This window comes from Pelatocladus sp. (assembly GCF_059505505.1).
Genome location: NZ_JCACKS010000028.1, coordinates 1 through 17,704, shown reverse-complemented (window position 1 = coordinate 17,704; position 17,704 = coordinate 1). Strand labels below are relative to the sequence as shown.

Annotated in this window: 16 protein-coding genes and 1 pseudogene; 8 read left to right on the top strand and 9 right to left on the bottom strand. The window is 38.3% G+C overall.

All coding sequences use genetic code 11. The annotated features are described in order from the left end of the window. Window positions 1–27: 27 nt before the first annotated feature. The 5 genes from AC5JMK_RS03065 to AC5JMK_RS03045 form a co-directional block, all read right to left on the bottom strand. The gene (locus tag AC5JMK_RS03065; protein ID WP_495909369.1) at window positions 28–570 is read right to left on the bottom strand and encodes a pyruvate kinase; all 543 of its coding nucleotides are present in this window, start codon (window positions 568–570) and stop codon (window positions 28–30) included. Window positions 571–770: 200 nt separating this feature from the next. Further along, window positions 771–1,142, bottom strand: a complete 372-nt coding sequence (locus AC5JMK_RS03060) for a cyclic nucleotide-binding domain-containing protein (RefSeq protein WP_096676909.1) — start codon at window positions 1,140–1,142, stop codon at window positions 771–773. 134 nt (window positions 1,143–1,276) lie between these two features. Continuing rightward, window positions 1,277–3,808 (bottom strand): glycogen/starch/alpha-glucan phosphorylase, encoded by a 2,532-nt coding sequence (locus AC5JMK_RS03055; protein ID WP_096676908.1) that lies wholly within the window; start codon window positions 3,806–3,808, stop codon window positions 1,277–1,279. Between the two features lie 523 nt (window positions 3,809–4,331). After that, window positions 4,332–5,801 carry an MFS transporter gene (locus AC5JMK_RS03050; RefSeq protein WP_495909368.1) on the bottom strand — a complete coding sequence of 490 codons (1,470 nt, stop codon included), beginning with the start codon at window positions 5,799–5,801 and terminating at the stop codon, window positions 4,332–4,334. A gap of 153 nt (window positions 5,802–5,954) precedes the next feature. After that, entirely contained in the window at window positions 5,955–6,623 is a 669-nt protein-coding gene (locus AC5JMK_RS03045; RefSeq protein WP_096676906.1) for a class I SAM-dependent methyltransferase, read from the bottom strand. Between the two features lie 529 nt (window positions 6,624–7,152). Here AC5JMK_RS03045 and AC5JMK_RS03040 point away from each other — a divergent pair. Continuing rightward, on the top strand, window positions 7,153–7,491 hold the full coding sequence (locus AC5JMK_RS03040; RefSeq protein WP_096676905.1) for a winged helix-turn-helix transcriptional regulator: 339 nt from the start codon (window positions 7,153–7,155) through the stop codon (window positions 7,489–7,491). Window positions 7,492–7,499: 8 nt separating this feature from the next. Here the strand turns inward: AC5JMK_RS03040 and AC5JMK_RS03035 are convergent, their stop codons facing one another. The 3 genes from AC5JMK_RS03035 to AC5JMK_RS03025 form a co-directional block, all read right to left on the bottom strand. After that, window positions 7,500–7,898, bottom strand: coding sequence for a salt stress protein, Slr1339 family (locus tag AC5JMK_RS03035; RefSeq protein WP_096676904.1), 399 nt, complete (start codon window positions 7,896–7,898; stop codon window positions 7,500–7,502). Window positions 7,899–8,104: 206 nt separating this feature from the next. Then, a complete protein-coding gene (locus AC5JMK_RS03030) occupies window positions 8,105–8,710 on the bottom strand; it encodes a vWA domain-containing protein (protein ID WP_096676903.1) in 606 nt (201 codons plus the stop codon). Between the two features lie 72 nt (window positions 8,711–8,782). Continuing rightward, the gene (locus tag AC5JMK_RS03025; RefSeq protein WP_096676902.1) at window positions 8,783–9,388 is read right to left on the bottom strand and encodes a vWA domain-containing protein; all 606 of its coding nucleotides are present in this window, start codon (window positions 9,386–9,388) and stop codon (window positions 8,783–8,785) included. Window positions 9,389–9,670: 282 nt separating this feature from the next. Between AC5JMK_RS03025 and AC5JMK_RS03020 the strand changes: the two genes are divergently transcribed. Then, window positions 9,671–9,868, top strand: a complete 198-nt coding sequence (locus AC5JMK_RS03020; RefSeq protein ID WP_096676901.1) for a hypothetical protein — start codon at window positions 9,671–9,673, stop codon at window positions 9,866–9,868. Here AC5JMK_RS03020 and AC5JMK_RS03015 read toward each other — a convergent pair. Continuing rightward, a complete protein-coding gene (locus AC5JMK_RS03015) occupies window positions 9,865–11,850 on the bottom strand; it encodes an AAA-like domain-containing protein (protein WP_096676900.1) in 1,986 nt (661 codons plus the stop codon). The two genes, AC5JMK_RS03020 and AC5JMK_RS03015, sit on opposite strands and share 4 nt — an antisense overlap. A 701-nt stretch (window positions 11,851–12,551) precedes the next feature. Here AC5JMK_RS03015 and AC5JMK_RS03010 point away from each other — a divergent pair. The 6 genes and pseudogenes from AC5JMK_RS03010 to AC5JMK_RS02985 all read left to right on the top strand — a co-directional run bounded on the left by AC5JMK_RS03010 (window position 12,552) and on the right by AC5JMK_RS02985 (window position 17,548). Further along, window positions 12,552–13,151 (top strand): cytochrome b/b6 domain-containing protein, encoded by a 600-nt coding sequence (locus AC5JMK_RS03010; protein WP_096676899.1) that lies wholly within the window; start codon window positions 12,552–12,554, stop codon window positions 13,149–13,151. A gap of 184 nt (window positions 13,152–13,335) precedes the next feature. Further along, entirely contained in the window at window positions 13,336–14,046 is a 711-nt protein-coding gene (locus tag AC5JMK_RS03005; protein ID WP_096676898.1) for a molybdopterin-dependent oxidoreductase, read from the top strand. 376 nt (window positions 14,047–14,422) lie between these two features. Continuing rightward, window positions 14,423–14,875 carry a phosphate-starvation-inducible PsiE family protein gene (locus AC5JMK_RS03000; protein ID WP_096676897.1) on the top strand — a complete coding sequence of 151 codons (453 nt, stop codon included), beginning with the start codon at window positions 14,423–14,425 and terminating at the stop codon, window positions 14,873–14,875. Between the two features lie 102 nt (window positions 14,876–14,977). After that, window positions 14,978–15,433, top strand: a complete 456-nt coding sequence (locus AC5JMK_RS02995) for a nitrate reductase associated protein (protein ID WP_096676896.1) — start codon at window positions 14,978–14,980, stop codon at window positions 15,431–15,433. Window positions 15,434–15,527: 94 nt separating this feature from the next. Further along, window positions 15,528–15,858 (top strand): annotated as a pseudogene (locus AC5JMK_RS02990) (DJ-1/PfpI family protein); the annotation flags it as partial. A 313-nt stretch (window positions 15,859–16,171) separates the two neighbouring features. After that, complete coding sequence (locus tag AC5JMK_RS02985) at window positions 16,172–17,548, top strand: PrsW family glutamic-type intramembrane protease (RefSeq protein WP_096676895.1); 1,377 nt, start codon at window positions 16,172–16,174, stop codon at window positions 17,546–17,548. The last annotated feature ends 156 nt before the right edge of the window (window positions 17,549–17,704 follow it).

The following is a 17,704-nucleotide window of genomic DNA, read 5'->3' as shown; positions in this document are numbered from 1 at the left end:
AACTCAAAAATAAAGGCGACGCTGTCATCACAATTTAAATGCATAACAGCTTAAAGAAGGTAACTGTAAATTGAGATGGGGAAAATTCACGCCTTTACGACTTTTAAGAATACCCCCCCGTATAATCCTGCATAACACAGCATCTTCTTGTATTTCTTCTACCTTAAGTTCTAATAAACCATCGTCTAAAAGAATTTGATTTCCACTTTGAGCATCTTCTGCCAGCAGAGGATAATCAATAGCAATTGTATCGGGTTGATTCGAGAATTTAGACACTGGTACTAAAGTGATTAATTCTCCTTCTGTTAGAGCGATCGCACCGTTAGGTAATTGACCAACTCTGATTTTTGGCCCTTGCAAGTCTTGTAGCAGACTCACCGCAGTGTCTAATTCTTTTTCGAGCGATCGCAACAATGTTATTGTTTTAGCGTGATCGTCGTAGCTACCGTGAGAAAAATTCAAGCGAGCTACATTCATCCCAGCTTGAATCATTTTTGTCAGCATTTCCCGTGAATTGCTGGCTGGACCAATAGTAGCGACGACTTTTGTATTACGGGTACGTGGTTGCATAAGTTTCAATTATCAGTAATCAGTTAACAGTTATCAGGTTTGTTTGCTGATGGCTGATAACTGAAGGTCTGCAAATAAAGTATTAGGCGTTGCTGAATGCGGTATGAATCCGAATGTAGAGACACGATATATCGTGTCTCTACAAAGATTTTGGCATTATGCAAAATCATTTTCATACATGAAATCAGCAATACTAAGTATTAAATAGAACGTTTGAGAATGCGTAAACGTTCGGAGTAACTTCGCATCACGAGTAGTGCAAACATGGGGGTTTCTTGCACGGCGAACAGAAAACCATTTCGGTCTAAGATCGCCAATTCACAATTGCTTTTAGCAACTGCTGTCGATGCTCTGGTTTGTTCTGGAACCACTAATGCTCCCATCCCAAATACATCTCCTCGATGAATAGTTTCGACCACTTTACCATCGATACATAACTCTACCTCTCCATTCAAAATGCCATACATGCAATCCCCAATTTCACCATCTGTAAAGATGGTTTGACCACTGGAAAAAGTTTTGATTGTGGGCTGTTTTTGAAAGATTTTGACGGTTTCTGCTGGTTCAAGCATGACAATGCATTTTAACTACACCACATTTTAAAATACTGCATTGACACTCCCCTTTCTCGCGGAGCGGGGATTTTAAACATTTGGGATGCTCCCGTATTTTATTAATTTTTATTTAACCTTCTGCCTTTCTTCGGTTAAACTTTTAAACCAGCTTTCGACTGAACATATTCTTCTAATTTTATAGTCAGTGGTTGTGCCTGCCAAATTTCCTCGCAATACTCTTGAATCGAGCGATCCGAGGAAAATTTACCCATGCGCGCTACATTCAAAATTGACATCCGAGTCCAATTATCCTTGTCGCCATAGGCTTGACTCACTTGCTGTTGACAATCAATGTAAGATTGGTAGTCAGCAAGTAGTAAAAATGGATCGTGGTGGAGTAGAGAATCGAGCAGAGGACGAAACAGATTTAGATCACCATGAGAGAAAATTCCGGAAGCAATTAAGTCTATTACTTCTTTAAGTTGGGGGTTGGAATTATAGTAATTCCAAGGATTGTAACCTTGGGATTTGAGCGCTTGGACTTCTTGAGTTCGCAGTCCAAATAAGAAGAAATTTTCTTCTCCTACTTCTTGACGAATTTCGACATTGGCACCATCAAGAGTACCAATTGTTAACGCTCCATTCATAGAAAACTTCATATTTCCAGTACCAGAAGCTTCTAAACCAGCAGTGGAAATTTGCTCTGACAAATCAGCAGCGGGGTATACTTTTTGACCCAAAGTCACATTATAGTCTGGCAAAAAGACAACTTTGATGCGATCGCGTACATAAGGATCAGCATTAACAATCTCTGCTACGGAGTTGATCAATTTAATGATCAGCTTGGCCATATAGTAACCGGGTGCAGCTTTACCACCAAAAATGAATGTACGCGGGATAATCTCAAGATCCCGATTATGCTTAATGCGGTTATACAAACTAATGATGTGTAGTACATTCAGATGTTGACGCTTATACTCGTGAATGCGCTTGACTTGAATATCAAACAGAGATTCTGGATTAACAACAATACCAGTTTTCTTTTGAATGTAATTTGCTAAATTGCGCTTAGTTTCTAACTTAATTTCTTGCCATTGTTGACGGAAATTACTATCTTCAACAAAGCTTTCTAACTGTTTGAGGTCTTCAAGATGCTTAATCCAGTTATCACCGATTTTACTAGAAATTAAACTAGTCAAGCCGGGATTGCTTAAAACGATCCAACGTCGTGGTGTAACTCCGTTCGTTTTATTGCTGAATTTCTGTGGCCACAATTGATAAAAATCTCGCAGAATTGTTTGTTTCAACAATTGTGTGTGTAACGCTGCTACACCATTAATAGCATGACTACCAATACATGCTAAGTTAGCCATACGAACATATCTATCACCTGTTTCATCAATCAGCGATAGTCTGGCAATTTTACCCTGATCGTAAGGATCTTGTAACCGCACTTGATCAAGGAAGCGACGATTGATTTCGTAGATGATTTCCAAATGACGAGGTAGCAATTTACCGAACAAGCTAATAGACCACTTTTCTAAAGCTTCTGGTAGTAGAGTGTGATTCGTATAACCAAAAGTCTTTTGGGTAATATCCCAAGCTTGTTCCCAACCAAATTGATGTTCGTCCAACAATAACCGCATTAGTTCTGCTACACCAATCGCAGGGTGAGTATCATTTAGTTGAACAGCAAAATATTCGTGAAAACTTTCCATACTCTTACCAGCACGATCTAAATGAATGCGAATCATATTCTGGAGAGAACAGGAAACAAAGAAATATTGCTGTTCTAAACGCAGTTGTTTACCTTGAACTTGTTCATCGTTGGGATAGAGAACTTTGGAAATGTTTTCTGAAACAACCTTTTTATTAACTGCGCCATAGTAGTCACCGATATTGAATGAGTGAAAATCAAATGATTCAGGGGCTTCAGCTTTCCACAGGCGGAGGATATTAGTAGTATTGACTTTATAGCCTAGTATGGGTGTGTCGTAAGCAATACCTTTGATTATCTGGTCAGGAATCCAGCGTACTCGATAATTACCATGTTGATCAGTGTAAGGTTCCGTATGCCCACCCAATTTAACTTCATATGCTACCTCTGGACGCGGAATTTCCCAAGGATTACCCCACTGTAACCATTTGTCAGTGATTTCGACTTGCCAACCATCACGAATTTCTTGGTCAAAAATACCAAATTCGTAACGAATACCGTAGCCAATTGCTGGGATTTCCAATGAAGCCAGAGAATCCATGTAGCAAGCAGCAAGCCGACCTAAACCACCATTACCTAAACCAGGCTCTTCTTCTTGCTCAATTAATTCTTCCAGATTTAATCCTGATTCTACAACTGCTTTGTGTATTTGCTCATAAATATCCAAATTAATCAAGTTATTTGCTAAGTGTGGCCCCATAAGAAATTCGGCTGAGAGATAGCAAACAACCTTGACATGATTTTTAATATATGATCTGGTTGTGCTGATCCAACGTTTGAGTAAGCGATCGCGCACTGTATAAGCCAGCGCCATGTAAAAATCATTTTCTGTAGCAATCTCAGGATATTTACCCTGAATATAGAACAGATTATCTGCCATCGCTCGCCGCAAGGTTTCAATATTTAAACCTGTGCGATCGTCTTCTATCTGTAAAGTCGCCATTTTGTTGGGATCGATTGCAGTCATAAAAATATAGGGGATCGGGGATTGGGGATTCTCCAGAGGAGACGCTACGCGTAGACGCGCAAGCGACTTCTCACAGAGTACGGGGATTGGGGATTGGGGATTCTCCAGAGGAGACGCTACGCGTAGACGCGTAAGCGACTTCTCATAGAGTACGGAGATCGGGGATTGGGGATTGGGGATTAACTATAAATTAAAGCTACGTTCCGAGTGTTAACCGACGGTAATGTTTTATAGAAAGATTGGTTAATTGTCAATCTATTTTTATTTAGTTATACTTTCCACAGTCATTGCACCCCACCCCTTAATCCCCTAAGCGCAAGCGGGGAGGGGCGGTTTTGGCGTTAGACAAAACCGGGGTGGGGTTCAAAGGGAATTATTAAGTAATCAAGCAAACCTGATGTAAGTCGATGCATTCACAATGTAAGTCGATGGTGCGTTGTGCAGTACAACACACCCTACAAGACTACAAGACTGGGATTGAAATCGCAGGCGGGTTTTGAACATTTGAGATGCTCCTCATAATTTACGAATTATTGCTGAGAATATTTTGTTTAATTTGAAACAATATATTGATGACAAGCATAATTCCCAGGAAGATTGCCAAAATCAAAAATGTCCTGTGCATGGCAAAAACCAATGCTGGAAGTGGCATAGATACAAGCGGTGTTGTATTGGGTAGATTGACAACACTGAAGATAAATGTGACAAACAAAGCTGATGCTAACGGAGTTCCCAGAGTTTGACCAACCAAAGATGATTCATTTAGTAACCCTGAAACAACACCGATTTTGTCTTGAGGAGCAATACTCATGGTTGCGACATTATTGGGCGATCGCCATATCGCTAAACCTGTACCCATCACCATATCTCTAAGTACGTAACCCAAGGGTGTTAACTGGGTACTAAAGGTACTAGCCAGCATACATCCAGATGCTAACAACATCAAACCAATGGGAATCAAGCGATGACTACCAAACCGATCAGCAAAACGTCTTGATATAGGTGCAATGATGGCGTTACTGATTGGTAAAGTGATCATTAACATTCCCACTTGCTCAGTTGGATACTGCAAAACTAATTCTAAGAAAAAAGGGTAGATTAATAACCGAGATGCCATGACTATGTAAACTACTACCATAGTCAACAGATTGATACTGAGGATGCGGTTGTCAAACAAAGACAAATCAATGATCGGTTGTCTGCTTCGAGACTCAACCAAAACCAAAACAATTAAACCGATGATGGCAATAATTAGTAAGATCAGAGCGATCACACTGTGAAAGCCTTGTTTTTGTGCTTCGCTGATCGCCAACGCTAAGTTAACCATCACTAGCACCAGCAGAATTACTCCCAGTCCATCAAAGTGTTCTTGTTGATGACGGCGATTTTGGGAAGGTGGAACACACCAAGCAAATAACAAAATCGCAATCATTCCTATGGGAAGATTAATTAGGAAGATCGCCCGCCAATCACCAAGCATAACCAGTAAACCACCAATTGCCGAGCCTAACACAGAACCGATAGAAAGCGTCACCGCAGCAAGACTTAGGGCTAATCCATATTGTGAGGTATGAGCAAACAACTCAGTAATAATCGTTATTCCCAATCCCACAATTAGCACAGCACCGCATCCTTGTAAGACTCGAAAGCCAATCAACCAGCTAATTCCAGGTGCTAACCCACACAGTAATGAGCTGATGGTAAACAAAGTTAATCCAGCTTGGAATAATTTCTGTCTGCCAAGTATATTACCCAAACGAGCAACGCTGAAAATCAGAGCCGTAAAAACAATTAGATAGCTGATAATCACCCATTGGGTAATAGCTAAGTGAGTGTCAAAAGCCTTGGTAATTGTCGGTAGGGCAATGTTGACTGTACTACTATCAAGTGTAAACATTGTCAAGCCCAATCCTACACTTAATAAAGCCAACCAGAGTTGAAATGGCGATCGCTCAGAATCAGAAATTTTTTGGGATACTGGTTCGCTATTCAATGGAATTACCACCAATAAGATTGAAAGTTATTTTTTTCAATATTCTGCTTTGCTAATAGTGCAAGTCGTATGAATACGACTCAAATAAATCAAGCTGTCTAGTTTAAGCAGACTTTCACTATGAGACTGCGATTTCAATCGCAGGCTAAATTTCTAATTTTTCATTGCTAAGGTTAAACCGTCAGCGATCGCTACCATGCTGATTGTAATTCTTTGATCTTGATGCAGTTTTTGATTAAAAGCCCGAATTTTGTTAGTTCTATTGTCTTGTTGTTGAGAATCTGCAACTCGACCTGACCATAAGACATTATCGATCGCAATCAGTCCGCCCCGACGCACGAGTTGCAAAGCTAGTTCGTAGTAGTTGTCATAGTTGCTTTTGTCGGCGTCAATAAAAGCAAAATCAAATGTTTCAGCTTCTTTGGCTGCGATGAGTTTTTCTAAAGTTTCCAAGGCTGGAGCAATGTGCAAACTGATTTTATCTGCTACGCCTGCTTTGTGCCAATAACGGCGAGCGATCGCTGTATATTCTTCATCAACATCGCAAGCTATAACTTTACCGTCTGCTGGTAAAGCCAAAGCTACTACTAAAGAACTATAGCCAGTAAATACACCAATATCTAAAGTTTTTTTGGCTCCAATTAACTTGACTAGCAAAGCTAAAAACTGTCCTTGTTCGGGTGCAATCTGCATAGTAGCCATAGGTTGCTGCGCCGTCTCTTGACGCAGTTGAGTTAAAACTTCTGGCTCTCGCAAAGATACTGAAAGCAAGTAGTCATAAAGAGATTTATCTAGTCCAAGAGTTTTATTGTGATTGCTCATGAGGTGCGATCGCTCTTTGTGTTTTCTTTTCTGTTTTTATCGCAAAACTGCATAAGTCGATTTTCTTTTACCCATAGAAAATATAGAAGTGAAAGCTCCTAAACTTTACTTCTGTGAAAATCTAGTACCACATTCTTTGAATCAAAGCTACACACCGTTTGTAGTTGGTGTTCTTTACACCACTACAAACATTCTTAAATTTTACATTTTAAGTAAAATTTTATTCAGTCCTGGCGATTATAAATCACGGCTACACATACGAAACCCGCCTGCGTGGGTTATTTTATAAAGTTTACTTAGGTGGACTTTATTTATGTAGTAGCGAATTTTATTGGTCAAATTGTTTCCAAGTTTCTCACGTTGGTGCAGCCTGCCCAAAGGGCTTATGATTTAGGATTGCTATAGAAGCCCTATTTTTTCATAAACTGAGCTTCTTACGAGCAGTAAACCTTTAGTAAAATAAAAAGCGTCAACAACCCACCACTGACCTGGAGTACCAGGTAAAGTCAGGGTCTCCTGGAGGTTTGAGATGAAAGCTGAAGCCGAAAATCCCAACAGACTGACGTGTGAAGTGGAAACAACACTGAAGATAATCGGTGGACGTTGGAAAGTATTGATTATTAGAGAATTAATGATGGGGATAAAGCGCTTTGGTGAATTGCAAAGATCTTTACCAGGAATTACACAAAAAATGCTGACGCAGCAACTGCGAGAAATGGAAGAAGATGGGATTATTCATCGTCAAGTTTATGCACAAATTCCGCCAAAAGTTGAATATTCACTAACACCTCTAGGGGAAAGTCTCAAACCAATTCTTTATGCAATGCATGATTGGGCTGTTCAATATTACGACAAAATCAAGAGTTGACACTAAATCTACTCGTTAGCTTGCAAATAATCTATTGCTGCTTCTAATTTTGATGAATATCTTTCCGCAAATCTTTCAAACCACAATCCCTCCGGCGAGAAAGGATCTAACTTAGCTAACCAATCTTTGGCTTGTTGTTTCAAAACCTCCCTTTGTTTAGCTTTAATTTGTTCTTGTTTAATCTTTTCTTGTTCTAATTTTTGCTGTATTCTTAACTTTTCTGCTTGGTCTTGTTCTGCAAAATCAGTCTTTACTTCTTCTAAAAGTTTATCTATTAAAGATGCTGATTTTGAAGATGGTTGATGAATGTTTGGTGTTGCTGTATTTGGTTGTTGTTTGGGCTGTTCATTGCTTTGTTGCTGATATTCAGCTTGCAGTTCTGCTAACAGCTTATCAATAGAGTCCACGATATTTAACTCCTGATTTACTGCATATCAAAATATTCAGTATTTAGTTATCTGGTGGAAAAAATAGTGCAGGGATTCACTTTTAGAGGTTTATTTTTTGATTTTTAAAGATTGATAGTTAAGTACCATTACAAAATTAATTACACATTCTTCAAGCTATTCCCTGTTCCCTTACCTCCACAAAGAATTTAATTTTGCCTAACTACTTAATCATTAATGGCATTCATAAGGACTTCAGATAAACTCATGTCTTCCATGTCATCCATTGTCATGGTGTCGCAAATATCAAACTTTGCACCAGCAGTTTGTAATTCGTCATCTAATACTTTCAGAAAACGAGTTGCATGAGCATCTTTGCCAACTTGAATAAAAGAAATAGCTAGTTCTTCATCTCTATCTATAAGCCGAGAAGCTTCTATAATTACTTTCATAACAGCTTTACGATCATCTGGTTCACCATCTGTGACAACTAAAATTGTTTCACCATTTGATTTAGTTTGACCTGCTGATTTCCGTTCAAAATAATTATCAGTAGCGTGTTTTAATACTGCTGCTAAGTCAGTGGTTCCGGCTGGATCGTTTTCTTGGAATATTTGTGATACTTTACTTGATGTCACATTTTCATACCGTTTAAATCTACCAGAAAATAAATAAATAGTAATGCCATCTGGATCAAATTGTTCGCATTTACTTGCTAGAGCAAAAGTAGATTCTTGTGCAGCTAGCCATCGACTTCTACCACCTTTTTGATCAGGAGTTGCCATACTGCCACTTTTATCAATAATTAGAGTATAGTCACGATTTTCTAGCATTTTTTTATTCTCCAGTTAGCGGTTAGTTGTTGATAGTTGGGTGTTGGTTGTTAACACTTAACCAATGACAAATTAATCAGTTACTGCATTCATTAAAACATCTGCAAGGCTCATATCTTCCATGTCGTCAAGGGTGATTGTGTCGCAGATATCAAATTTTGCACCGACACTTTGCATTTGATCATCTAAAGCTTTCAAAAACTTAGTTGCTTGGGCGTCATTACCCACTTGAATGATGGAAATTCCTAGTTCTTCATCGCGTTCCATCTGGCGAGTTGCACTAATAATGACCTCAAATACGGCTTTGCGATCGTCTGGTTCACCATCGGTGATCACTAAAATTGTCTCACCATTGGCTTTGGTTTTTCCTGCTGTTTTGCGTTGAAAGTAATTATTGGTTACGTCTTGAAGTACACCTGCTAAATTTGTTGTACCAGATGGGTCATTTTCCAAAAATATCTGTGCTACCTTGGCGGAGGTAACATCGTCGTAGCGTTTAAATCTCCCAGAAAATACATAAACTGTAATTCCATCTGGGTCAAATTGTTCACATTTACGTGCTAAAGCGAGGGTAGATTCTTGAGCAATCTCCCATCGACTTCTACCACCAACTTGATCGGGAGTTGACATGCTACCGCTTTTATCGATGATTAAGGTGTAGTCGCGATCGCTCATCATAATTCCTTTACTGATTACTTAACGTCTCTAGTCTAGTCTAGGCTTCTCTAGTATTGGTTAGCTATTCAAGCTTCTTTACGAGTTTTGCTACTCATCTACTAACTTAGCTCATCTGTAAAAGAAGACACGAAGACAATCACCGGGAGCATCCCAAGGTATAAATTCATCAATAATACACCTTGAGTATTTTTTATTATGTTCACTACTTAAAATTAGATTAAGAAAAGGTTAATTTCGGGTTATTATTAACTTCGGATTTTACTTATATAACTAACACAGCAATTGCATAACTCAGAGAATATTCAGGTAGGAGCCAAAGTATTAATTCTAGAACCGGCTTATGTTGCTGGCAAAATTGGAGTTGTTCGTTGTCCAGAACAACTGTCTGATGGTAGACTAAGCGATCGCTGGCTGATCGAAGTAAATGCTGAAAATATTGTGGTGTCGTTGGCTCGCAATGAGTTTCAGATAATTAACTAACCTAGAACTACGCGATCGCGTCCTTTTCTTTTGGCTTGGTAAAGAGCTTTTTCTGCTGTGTTGACTAAAAATTCAGGTTCGCTTTCCTCTTCAGGAGTCATGCTAGCAACACCTACACTCACAGTTAAAACGTTAGCAGGTAAACCACCAATACCAGGATATTCACAGGTAATTGCTAAAGCTTTGACTTGTTCGCGAATTTTTTCAGCGATGTATACAGCATTAACTGCGTCTATATCTACCAAAATAGCAAATTCCTCTCCCCCATAACGAGCTAGCAATGATGAATGATCTTCGTCTTCAGTATTTGGATTGCGAGAATTTTCTGTACCTAAAGCTGTGCTGACATAGGAGAGATGATTATTTAACAACAAATTTTTAATACTCTCACGGATAGTATGAGCAATTTGTTGTAAACAAATATCTCCAGCACTATTTCCATAGGTTTTATTGTAAATTTTGAAATAATCAATATCGCATAAAATCATTGATAAGGGAGTACATTCACGCATTGAACGTTGCCATTCAAGTTGCAAATAGGTATGAAAATAACGGCGATTAGCTAACTGCGTTAATTCATCTAAACTTGAGAGAATACGTAATTGTTGGTTTTCTTTTTCTAATTCTGCCACACGCAAACTGCTGGCATTATCACTAATATTGAGTTTTTCTCGAAAATACAGGCGAAATAATTGACATGCTACACTAACGCGATCGCCCTCCAATTTCACAAGCCCGGTACTATGTAATTTATATGCCAGCATTGGTTCCATTTGTACAGGCTCTATAGCTGTAACCACTTCACGAAATGCATCTGCTAATTGTGTTTCTTGTTGCAGAATCAGCATGTACTGACTCAAGTAGTCTCTATAAATTCCTGTGTCTGTAGGTGCTTGTTGCAATATCTGTTCTAAATTCTTTTCTAAGCCGCCCTTACCGATAAGATGATACAATGCCAATCTCACTAAGTAAGGATGTCCCCCTAGCATTGTCATTAATTGATCAGCATCAGAGTGATCTGTCCAGTCTAATCCATGACACTGGGCTAAATTCTGCACTTGCTCTTTTGTAAATGGTGGTAGCCGCAGTGGTAAACCAATATTAAATGGAGATTGATTTACCTTCAAAGATAGAAAAAATTCCGTTGAGTAAGCCATGACGATGCGAAGTTTTTGCAAAACACTTACTCGTTTTGCTTGTTCATACCACGAACGTAATAATGGCAAAAATTCTGAAGCAATTTCTGGATAGTCAAATACCCAATCCACCTCATTCAATACTAGGACGAGGGGAGTTTTGATTGACTGTAGCAAGTATGTCTGGATATACAGAGAACAGCTAATTTTACTACCCATATCCTCATCCCAAAACTCATTGAGTCTCGGTTCTAGCTGTAACTCTCTACTAAGATTGGCACAAAACCAGCGCAAAAATTTATCAAGATTGACAAATACTGCTTTATCTGCTTGTTGAAAGTCCAAGCTTACCGTTTTATAGCCAAGCTTGGTTGCATGAGCCAAAATCCTTAAAATTAGAGAGCTTTTACCCATTTTTTTGGGCGCTTTGATGCAGATAACACTTCCTGGTTCAGCAATTTCTGTGTAAGCTAATTCCTCAATTGGTGGGCGAGGAATGTAAAATCTAGAATTGAGGGATACTGGCCCTGCGGGGAATTCTAAGGATACTGCTGTAGCAGCACGATGATATTCTCTAATCAACTGGTGCTGTGTTCTACTGAGTTGGCGAGGTTCGAGAATCTGACGAAAGTTGGATTTGTTTATCGATTCTTTCCAGAAATCACTCATCAATTGCCATAAATTAGAAGCAACTTTCCTAACTCGCTCTTCTCCGTAGTGCGCTTCTAGCGCTATGTTATTGTAGGTTTTTCCTTGCCAAGAAGAACGCAATATTAATTCTTGCAGTGATGTCAGTGCATTAGGTAAGCTTGCTTTTAATAGAAGTATTACTTCATCTATAGTCATCAGTTATCGGCTCTTACTGTATCTTATATTGCCTCAAAAATTTTTCTATAATTATCAGGGTTAGAAAATATTTTACAATTTAATAGGATCAATAGGATATTTTTATTATCGTACCAGTAGCTAAACAAATTGAAAAATCGGCTACCACCAAAAACCCTAGTCAAGGTAAATAATATTTTTTAAAAATTATGAAAATAAGATTTATAAGTCGACTTATAAAAATTTTATACTTCCGCTTTATCATCTCTGTTTTTGTCAAGTAAGCTTGTTATATATAGAAATCAGATTTGATTTTTGTTGGCATAGCCTGCGCTCTGCGCTTAAAAAAACTCAGTACAGTTGATGTTCGATGTTCCCGTTCGACTGACACTAACTGCGTCAGCCTGTTAATAGTTCCTCAGAGATATGCGTAAAAATAAAACTTCTGAAATAAGTTGTAGAAAATAAAAAATGAAAAGGTTAATATCAAGTTTAGATAATCACTTTATATTACCACTGCAATGCTTGGAAGGAGCGGTCTTCGATCATCCAACTATTAGGTAATTCATTACTAACACGGGCAGATAATATCAGTGTTCAAGCGAACATGAAATAAAAGTCTCCTTAAGTCTCTCAGCATGACTGAAAACCGCTAAAGTTTATTTTTAATAAGTCTATTTTTCTTTATTATTTGTTCCAGGTGCAATATTGAGTGAATATTTATGAGCGTAAATGTTACTTCTAAGCATCAAAAGTTACCAACCCAAGCAAGGGGAGCTAAAATTTTTCACTGGATTAATATAATTAGCCTGTTTATCATGCTCACTAGCGGACTGCAAATTTACAATGCTAACCCTGTTTTCGGTGGAAGAGCAGGTTTGCATATTCCACCAATATTTACTTTGGGTGGTTGGCTAGCAGGAGGAAGACATTGGCATTTTGCTGCGATGTGGCTATTTTCACTTAATCTTTTGTGGTATGGATTTTATGTTTTAATTACCCGTCGCTGGCGACACCGATTTGTAAGTGCGAATGATATCAAAGCATTACAAAAAACTCAAAATTTCAAACGCCTGATTTATGCTTGGCATCGTATAGTTTACACAAGTATAATTCCCATACTCCTTTTAGCATTATTTACAGGTATAGGAATGTATAAACCTGCTCAGTTTCCCTGGATTGTTGATATATTTGGCAGTTGGCAAGCATTGAGAATTGTTCACTTTGGTTCAGTACCACTCGTGATTATTTTTGTTCTTATTCATTGGTGGTTGGGAAAAAAAGCAGGTGGTTCGCAATTGACAGATTCAATGTTTTGGTGAAGGGGAGCGGGGAGCAGAATAAAGTTTGATTATACTGCAAACTGGTAAAACTTGGACTTATGTCATACTGAGCTAAACGTAATGTAGCAAAGTATCTCGGAGATTCTTCACTTCGTTCAGAATGACAGTTTTAAGCCGTTTTTAGTATAACTACCAATTACCAATTACCAATTACCAATAAATTATGTCTTTAATTCATAAATTATCACGGCGTCAGTTTTTAACAATATCTGGACTATCTAGTATGAGTTTTCTTCTTGGTGGTTGTGGTGTACCAATATTAGAAGATATTGTAGGTGAAGTTTCTGAACCGTTAAATCAGAAAGTAGAAGCTTTATTATTTAAATCACAACAACCTGTACCTGAATTTTCTCAGAGTGAAATTCAATCAGCAGCTTTGATCGTCAATAGCTTTAGAGGTACTCCGGTTATTGATCCAACTAAATATCGTTTGGTAGTTGATGGTGAGGTGAATAATCCCCTGAGTCTGAGCATAAGCGATATTCAAGCTTTGCCTATGACTACGATGATTATTCGCCATGTATGCGTAGAAGGTTGGGCGGCGATTGTGCAATGGGGTGGTGTACGCCTGCGAGAAATCGTAGCACTTTCCCAACCTCAAAAGAATGTCAAATATGTCTATTTTCAATCAGCAGATGGCTATTATTCTAGCTGGGATATTGCTTCTGCATTACATCCTCAAACATTGTTAGCTTATCAAAAAAATGATGAGCTTCTACCAAGAGATAATGGTGCGCCTTTGCGTTTGGCTTCACCGATTAAACTTGGTTACAAGCAAAGTAAATGGATCACCAGAATTACTGTGGTTAGTAGTTTATTTCCATTAAAAGGTTATTGGGAAGATCAAGGATATGAATGGTTTGCTGGACTTTAAAGTTTTCCTCCTCTACCTGGTAACTCCCAAAGTCCTTCTAAACCAAGTTTTTACCATTTGTGTAAAAAATATAATTATATCTAATATTATCTATAATATTTTATCTATGATTAACAATAATGTTGGCGCAATTTATTTTCCATTTTCCAGAGATATTCGATTTTACAATACCTAACATCATGATTATTTAGGTTATGCGATCGCTCAAACCGATCTACAGCCACTAAACTAAAAAGCTACAACGTAGATAACTGGTTAATAACTTGGCTTAAGGTACATTGTTGATAAAATTTTACTTTGATCCAGGGCTTGACCTCGGAATCATAACCAAGTTATGTAATTGCTATCACCGATTATGTACTAGAAGGTGTGGCAGATGAGAAAGTTATTTAAGCAAATTCGGGAAACAGGAAAAGATGAAGGTTTTATGCACCTAATTGAAAATATAGAGGTGCTTGTATCAAAAATTCTCTCTGTTTTGATGCTGGTGGTAATTTTTGTAGCTGTGTTTGATTTAGGTATTTTTCTGTTGAAAGAATTATTTGACACACCCTACGCTAAATTTAACACAACTTTATTTAAGATTTTTGGCTTGTTTTTAAATATTTTAATTGCTTTAGAAATCCTTGAAAATATCACAGGATATCTCAAAAAACATGTTTTACAAGTAGAATTAGTGATTGTGACTTCTTTAATTGCTGTAGCACGTAAAATTATTATTTTGGATTTAGAAAAAGTTTCTGGTATTGATATTATCGGTTTAGGAATAGCTATACTTTCTCTTTCAATTAGTTATTGGATTATTCGTCGAACGAATGCAAGACATTAGGTGAAGTTGGTGCTTGATTGTAGAGACGTACCATAATACGTCTCTAGATTAATTAGAAATTAGTGATTAATAAATAGTTATTAGTTATTTTTGTTTAAATTTATGGCAACAGATTTTTTTCAATTTGAGACGGATTTTGTTGATTCTCTACGTTGCATACCTATGCAGGTGCGTTATAAGCTCGACACTAGTGGGATCAAACTAAAATTATCAGATTGGAATCACATGACTCAATTAGAGCGTCAACATCTTGTTGAACTACCTTGCACTACAGAATCTGAGATTAGAGCTTATGGCGGTTATATCCAAGAATTGATTTTAAAACGTAACGGTACACCTGTAGCTGAATTACCGATTGAATCTCATCCAGCATGGATAGATACTAATACTGTACCAACAAGTGTGAATGAAAAAGCTCAAGAAATAGGCGTGAATATCACTGTTGCACAATGGTCAAATCTCAGTAATTTGCAACGTTTTGCTCTCATTAAACTGAGTCGTTCTGATCATGAAAATCAAAACTTTTTACCAGCTTTGAGGGAATTTAACTTGTTATAAAGTTTTTAGAATTGTGAGCATACGTAGTCGGTAAGTCAAGTTAGTATTACTGAAACTCAGTTTTTCATCAAAGGTGTTTAATAATACTAAATTTCGTTTGAACCAGAAAGTATTAGAAATTACTCGATACTTTGCTCAAACAAACAAAATCATTGCTGCTATTTGTCAAGGTTTGCAATTACTAGCAGCAGCAGTAGATGTATTAGAAAGAAGGAGTTGTACTCTCTGTCTCGACCTATCGTGCTTGTAAACCGTATATAAGTCGTGCAGGTGGAATTTATGTCGATATTCCAGTGGATGAGGCAATAGTTGATGGTAACTTAGTAACTGCACCTGCTTGGCCAGTTCATCCTCGTTGTCTAGCAGAATTTTTGAAGGTACTTGGTACAAAGATTGAACATGCCGAGATTGCTAAAGTTGCTTAAATTCAGTGAACAGTTATCAGTGAACAGTAAAAATTCCTGAAAGACTATACTTAAGGAAGTTACCTAAGTGACAAAACTGATAACTGGTAACTGATAACTGAATCAACCAGTTAAGCTCATCCAATGCATAAAGCTGATATTATATTTTTGAATATCAGCACCAAAAAATATCATTATATTTTGATTTTTATAATTTCTCATTCGTAAGCAAAGAGTAAAGCTATAGTGGATTTAGCAATTCTGCTAATTGGTATAGTTAGGATTAAGTCCTAATACCAGTTATTTTGTGAAATAGTTTATACCCTGCAACTCGATGACGGGCAAAAACGCAAGACGAAATGCATTTCTGCGGCTAGTGTCTGGTAATGGGACAGCTTATGGATCTGATTTTCGCTATTCGCTGTTTCCCACAAAAGAATTAGTCATTGGACGCGACCCTAGCTGTCAAGTTGTCTTAGATGCCATGATGTACCGAATGGTATCTCGTCGTCATGCGGTGGTTCGTCCTCTTCCTCCCTCCCCAGATAACGAATTAGGTTGGGTAATTTGTGATTTGAACAGTGCTAATGGTACTTATCTCAATGGACAACGCTTGCAGGGTTGTCAGCAATTGATGAGTGGCGATCGCATTACTCTTGGCTATGATGGGCCGGAATTGTTGTTTGAATACGAATTTAACCACCAATCTACGGTAATATCTTCCATGGCCGAAGTCACATCGCTGCCGCCAGCTGGCTACCAAACACAGAACATTCCAGATTCTTCGGTTAGCTTTACACAACTGTTTCCCATTATTTCCACTGGCAAAGATTTAACTCGTAAAGCTTATCTTATACCTGGTGTTCTCACGGTCGTTTTTGTAGTGTTGATGTTTGCTACGGTTGGTGATCCCCAAGCTAATCAAGTAGTGGTTGGTACTTACATTGCTTTTGCTGCTTATTATTTTATTTACCAGTTGTGTGGCAAACGTAAGCCTTGGTGGGTGTTGATGGCTTCAGGATTGACAACAATGTTAATCTTGCTGAGTCCTCTGACAGATTTTATGATCTTCTTCTTTCGCGAATTTCTCCCTGGTAATCTGCCTACAAATCCCCAGGAATCTGTTACCTTTACAGAATTACTGATCCGATACTTTTTTGGCGCTGGGTTAATGGAGGAATTACTCAAAGCCCTACCAGTACTTGGAATTTATGCGATCGCCAGAAGTTTATCATCACCTTGGCGCGAGCGTGTCGGTGTCTGGGAACCTCTTGATGGTATTCTTCTGGGAACCGCTTCTGCTGTAGGCTTTACTCTGTTAGAGACACTAGGTCAGTATGTACCGCAAATCATTCAAAGCGTAACTTTTCAGGCTGGAGATGGTGCTGGGCAACTAGCAGGATTGCAACTGCTGATTCCCCGTATCTTGGGTTCTGTGGCCGGACATATGGCTTATAGTGGCTATCTAGGCTACTTCATCGGTTTAGCTGTTCTCAAACCCAGAAAAAGTTGGCAGATTTTGCTAGTCGGCTATTTAACTGCCGCAGGACTTCATGCTTTATGGAATGCTACAGGGACTATCAACGGTTTATTGTTAGTGGTTGTCGGTGTATTATCTTACGCTTTTTTGATGGCTGCTATTCTCAAAGCAAGGGCGCTATCACCAACAAGAGAGCAAAATTTCGCTACTCGTTTTCTTGGACCTAAGTAATTATAAGGTAAGAGGGAACGGGGAACCCTTAACAGAGAAATCCCCATAATTAATAAAATTGACACTCTCAGGGCTAAAGCCAACTGAGATTCTGCGGACAGAGTAAAACTCTCGCTGCGACCGTCAAACGTCGCCTAAACGCTCAAAACAACTACC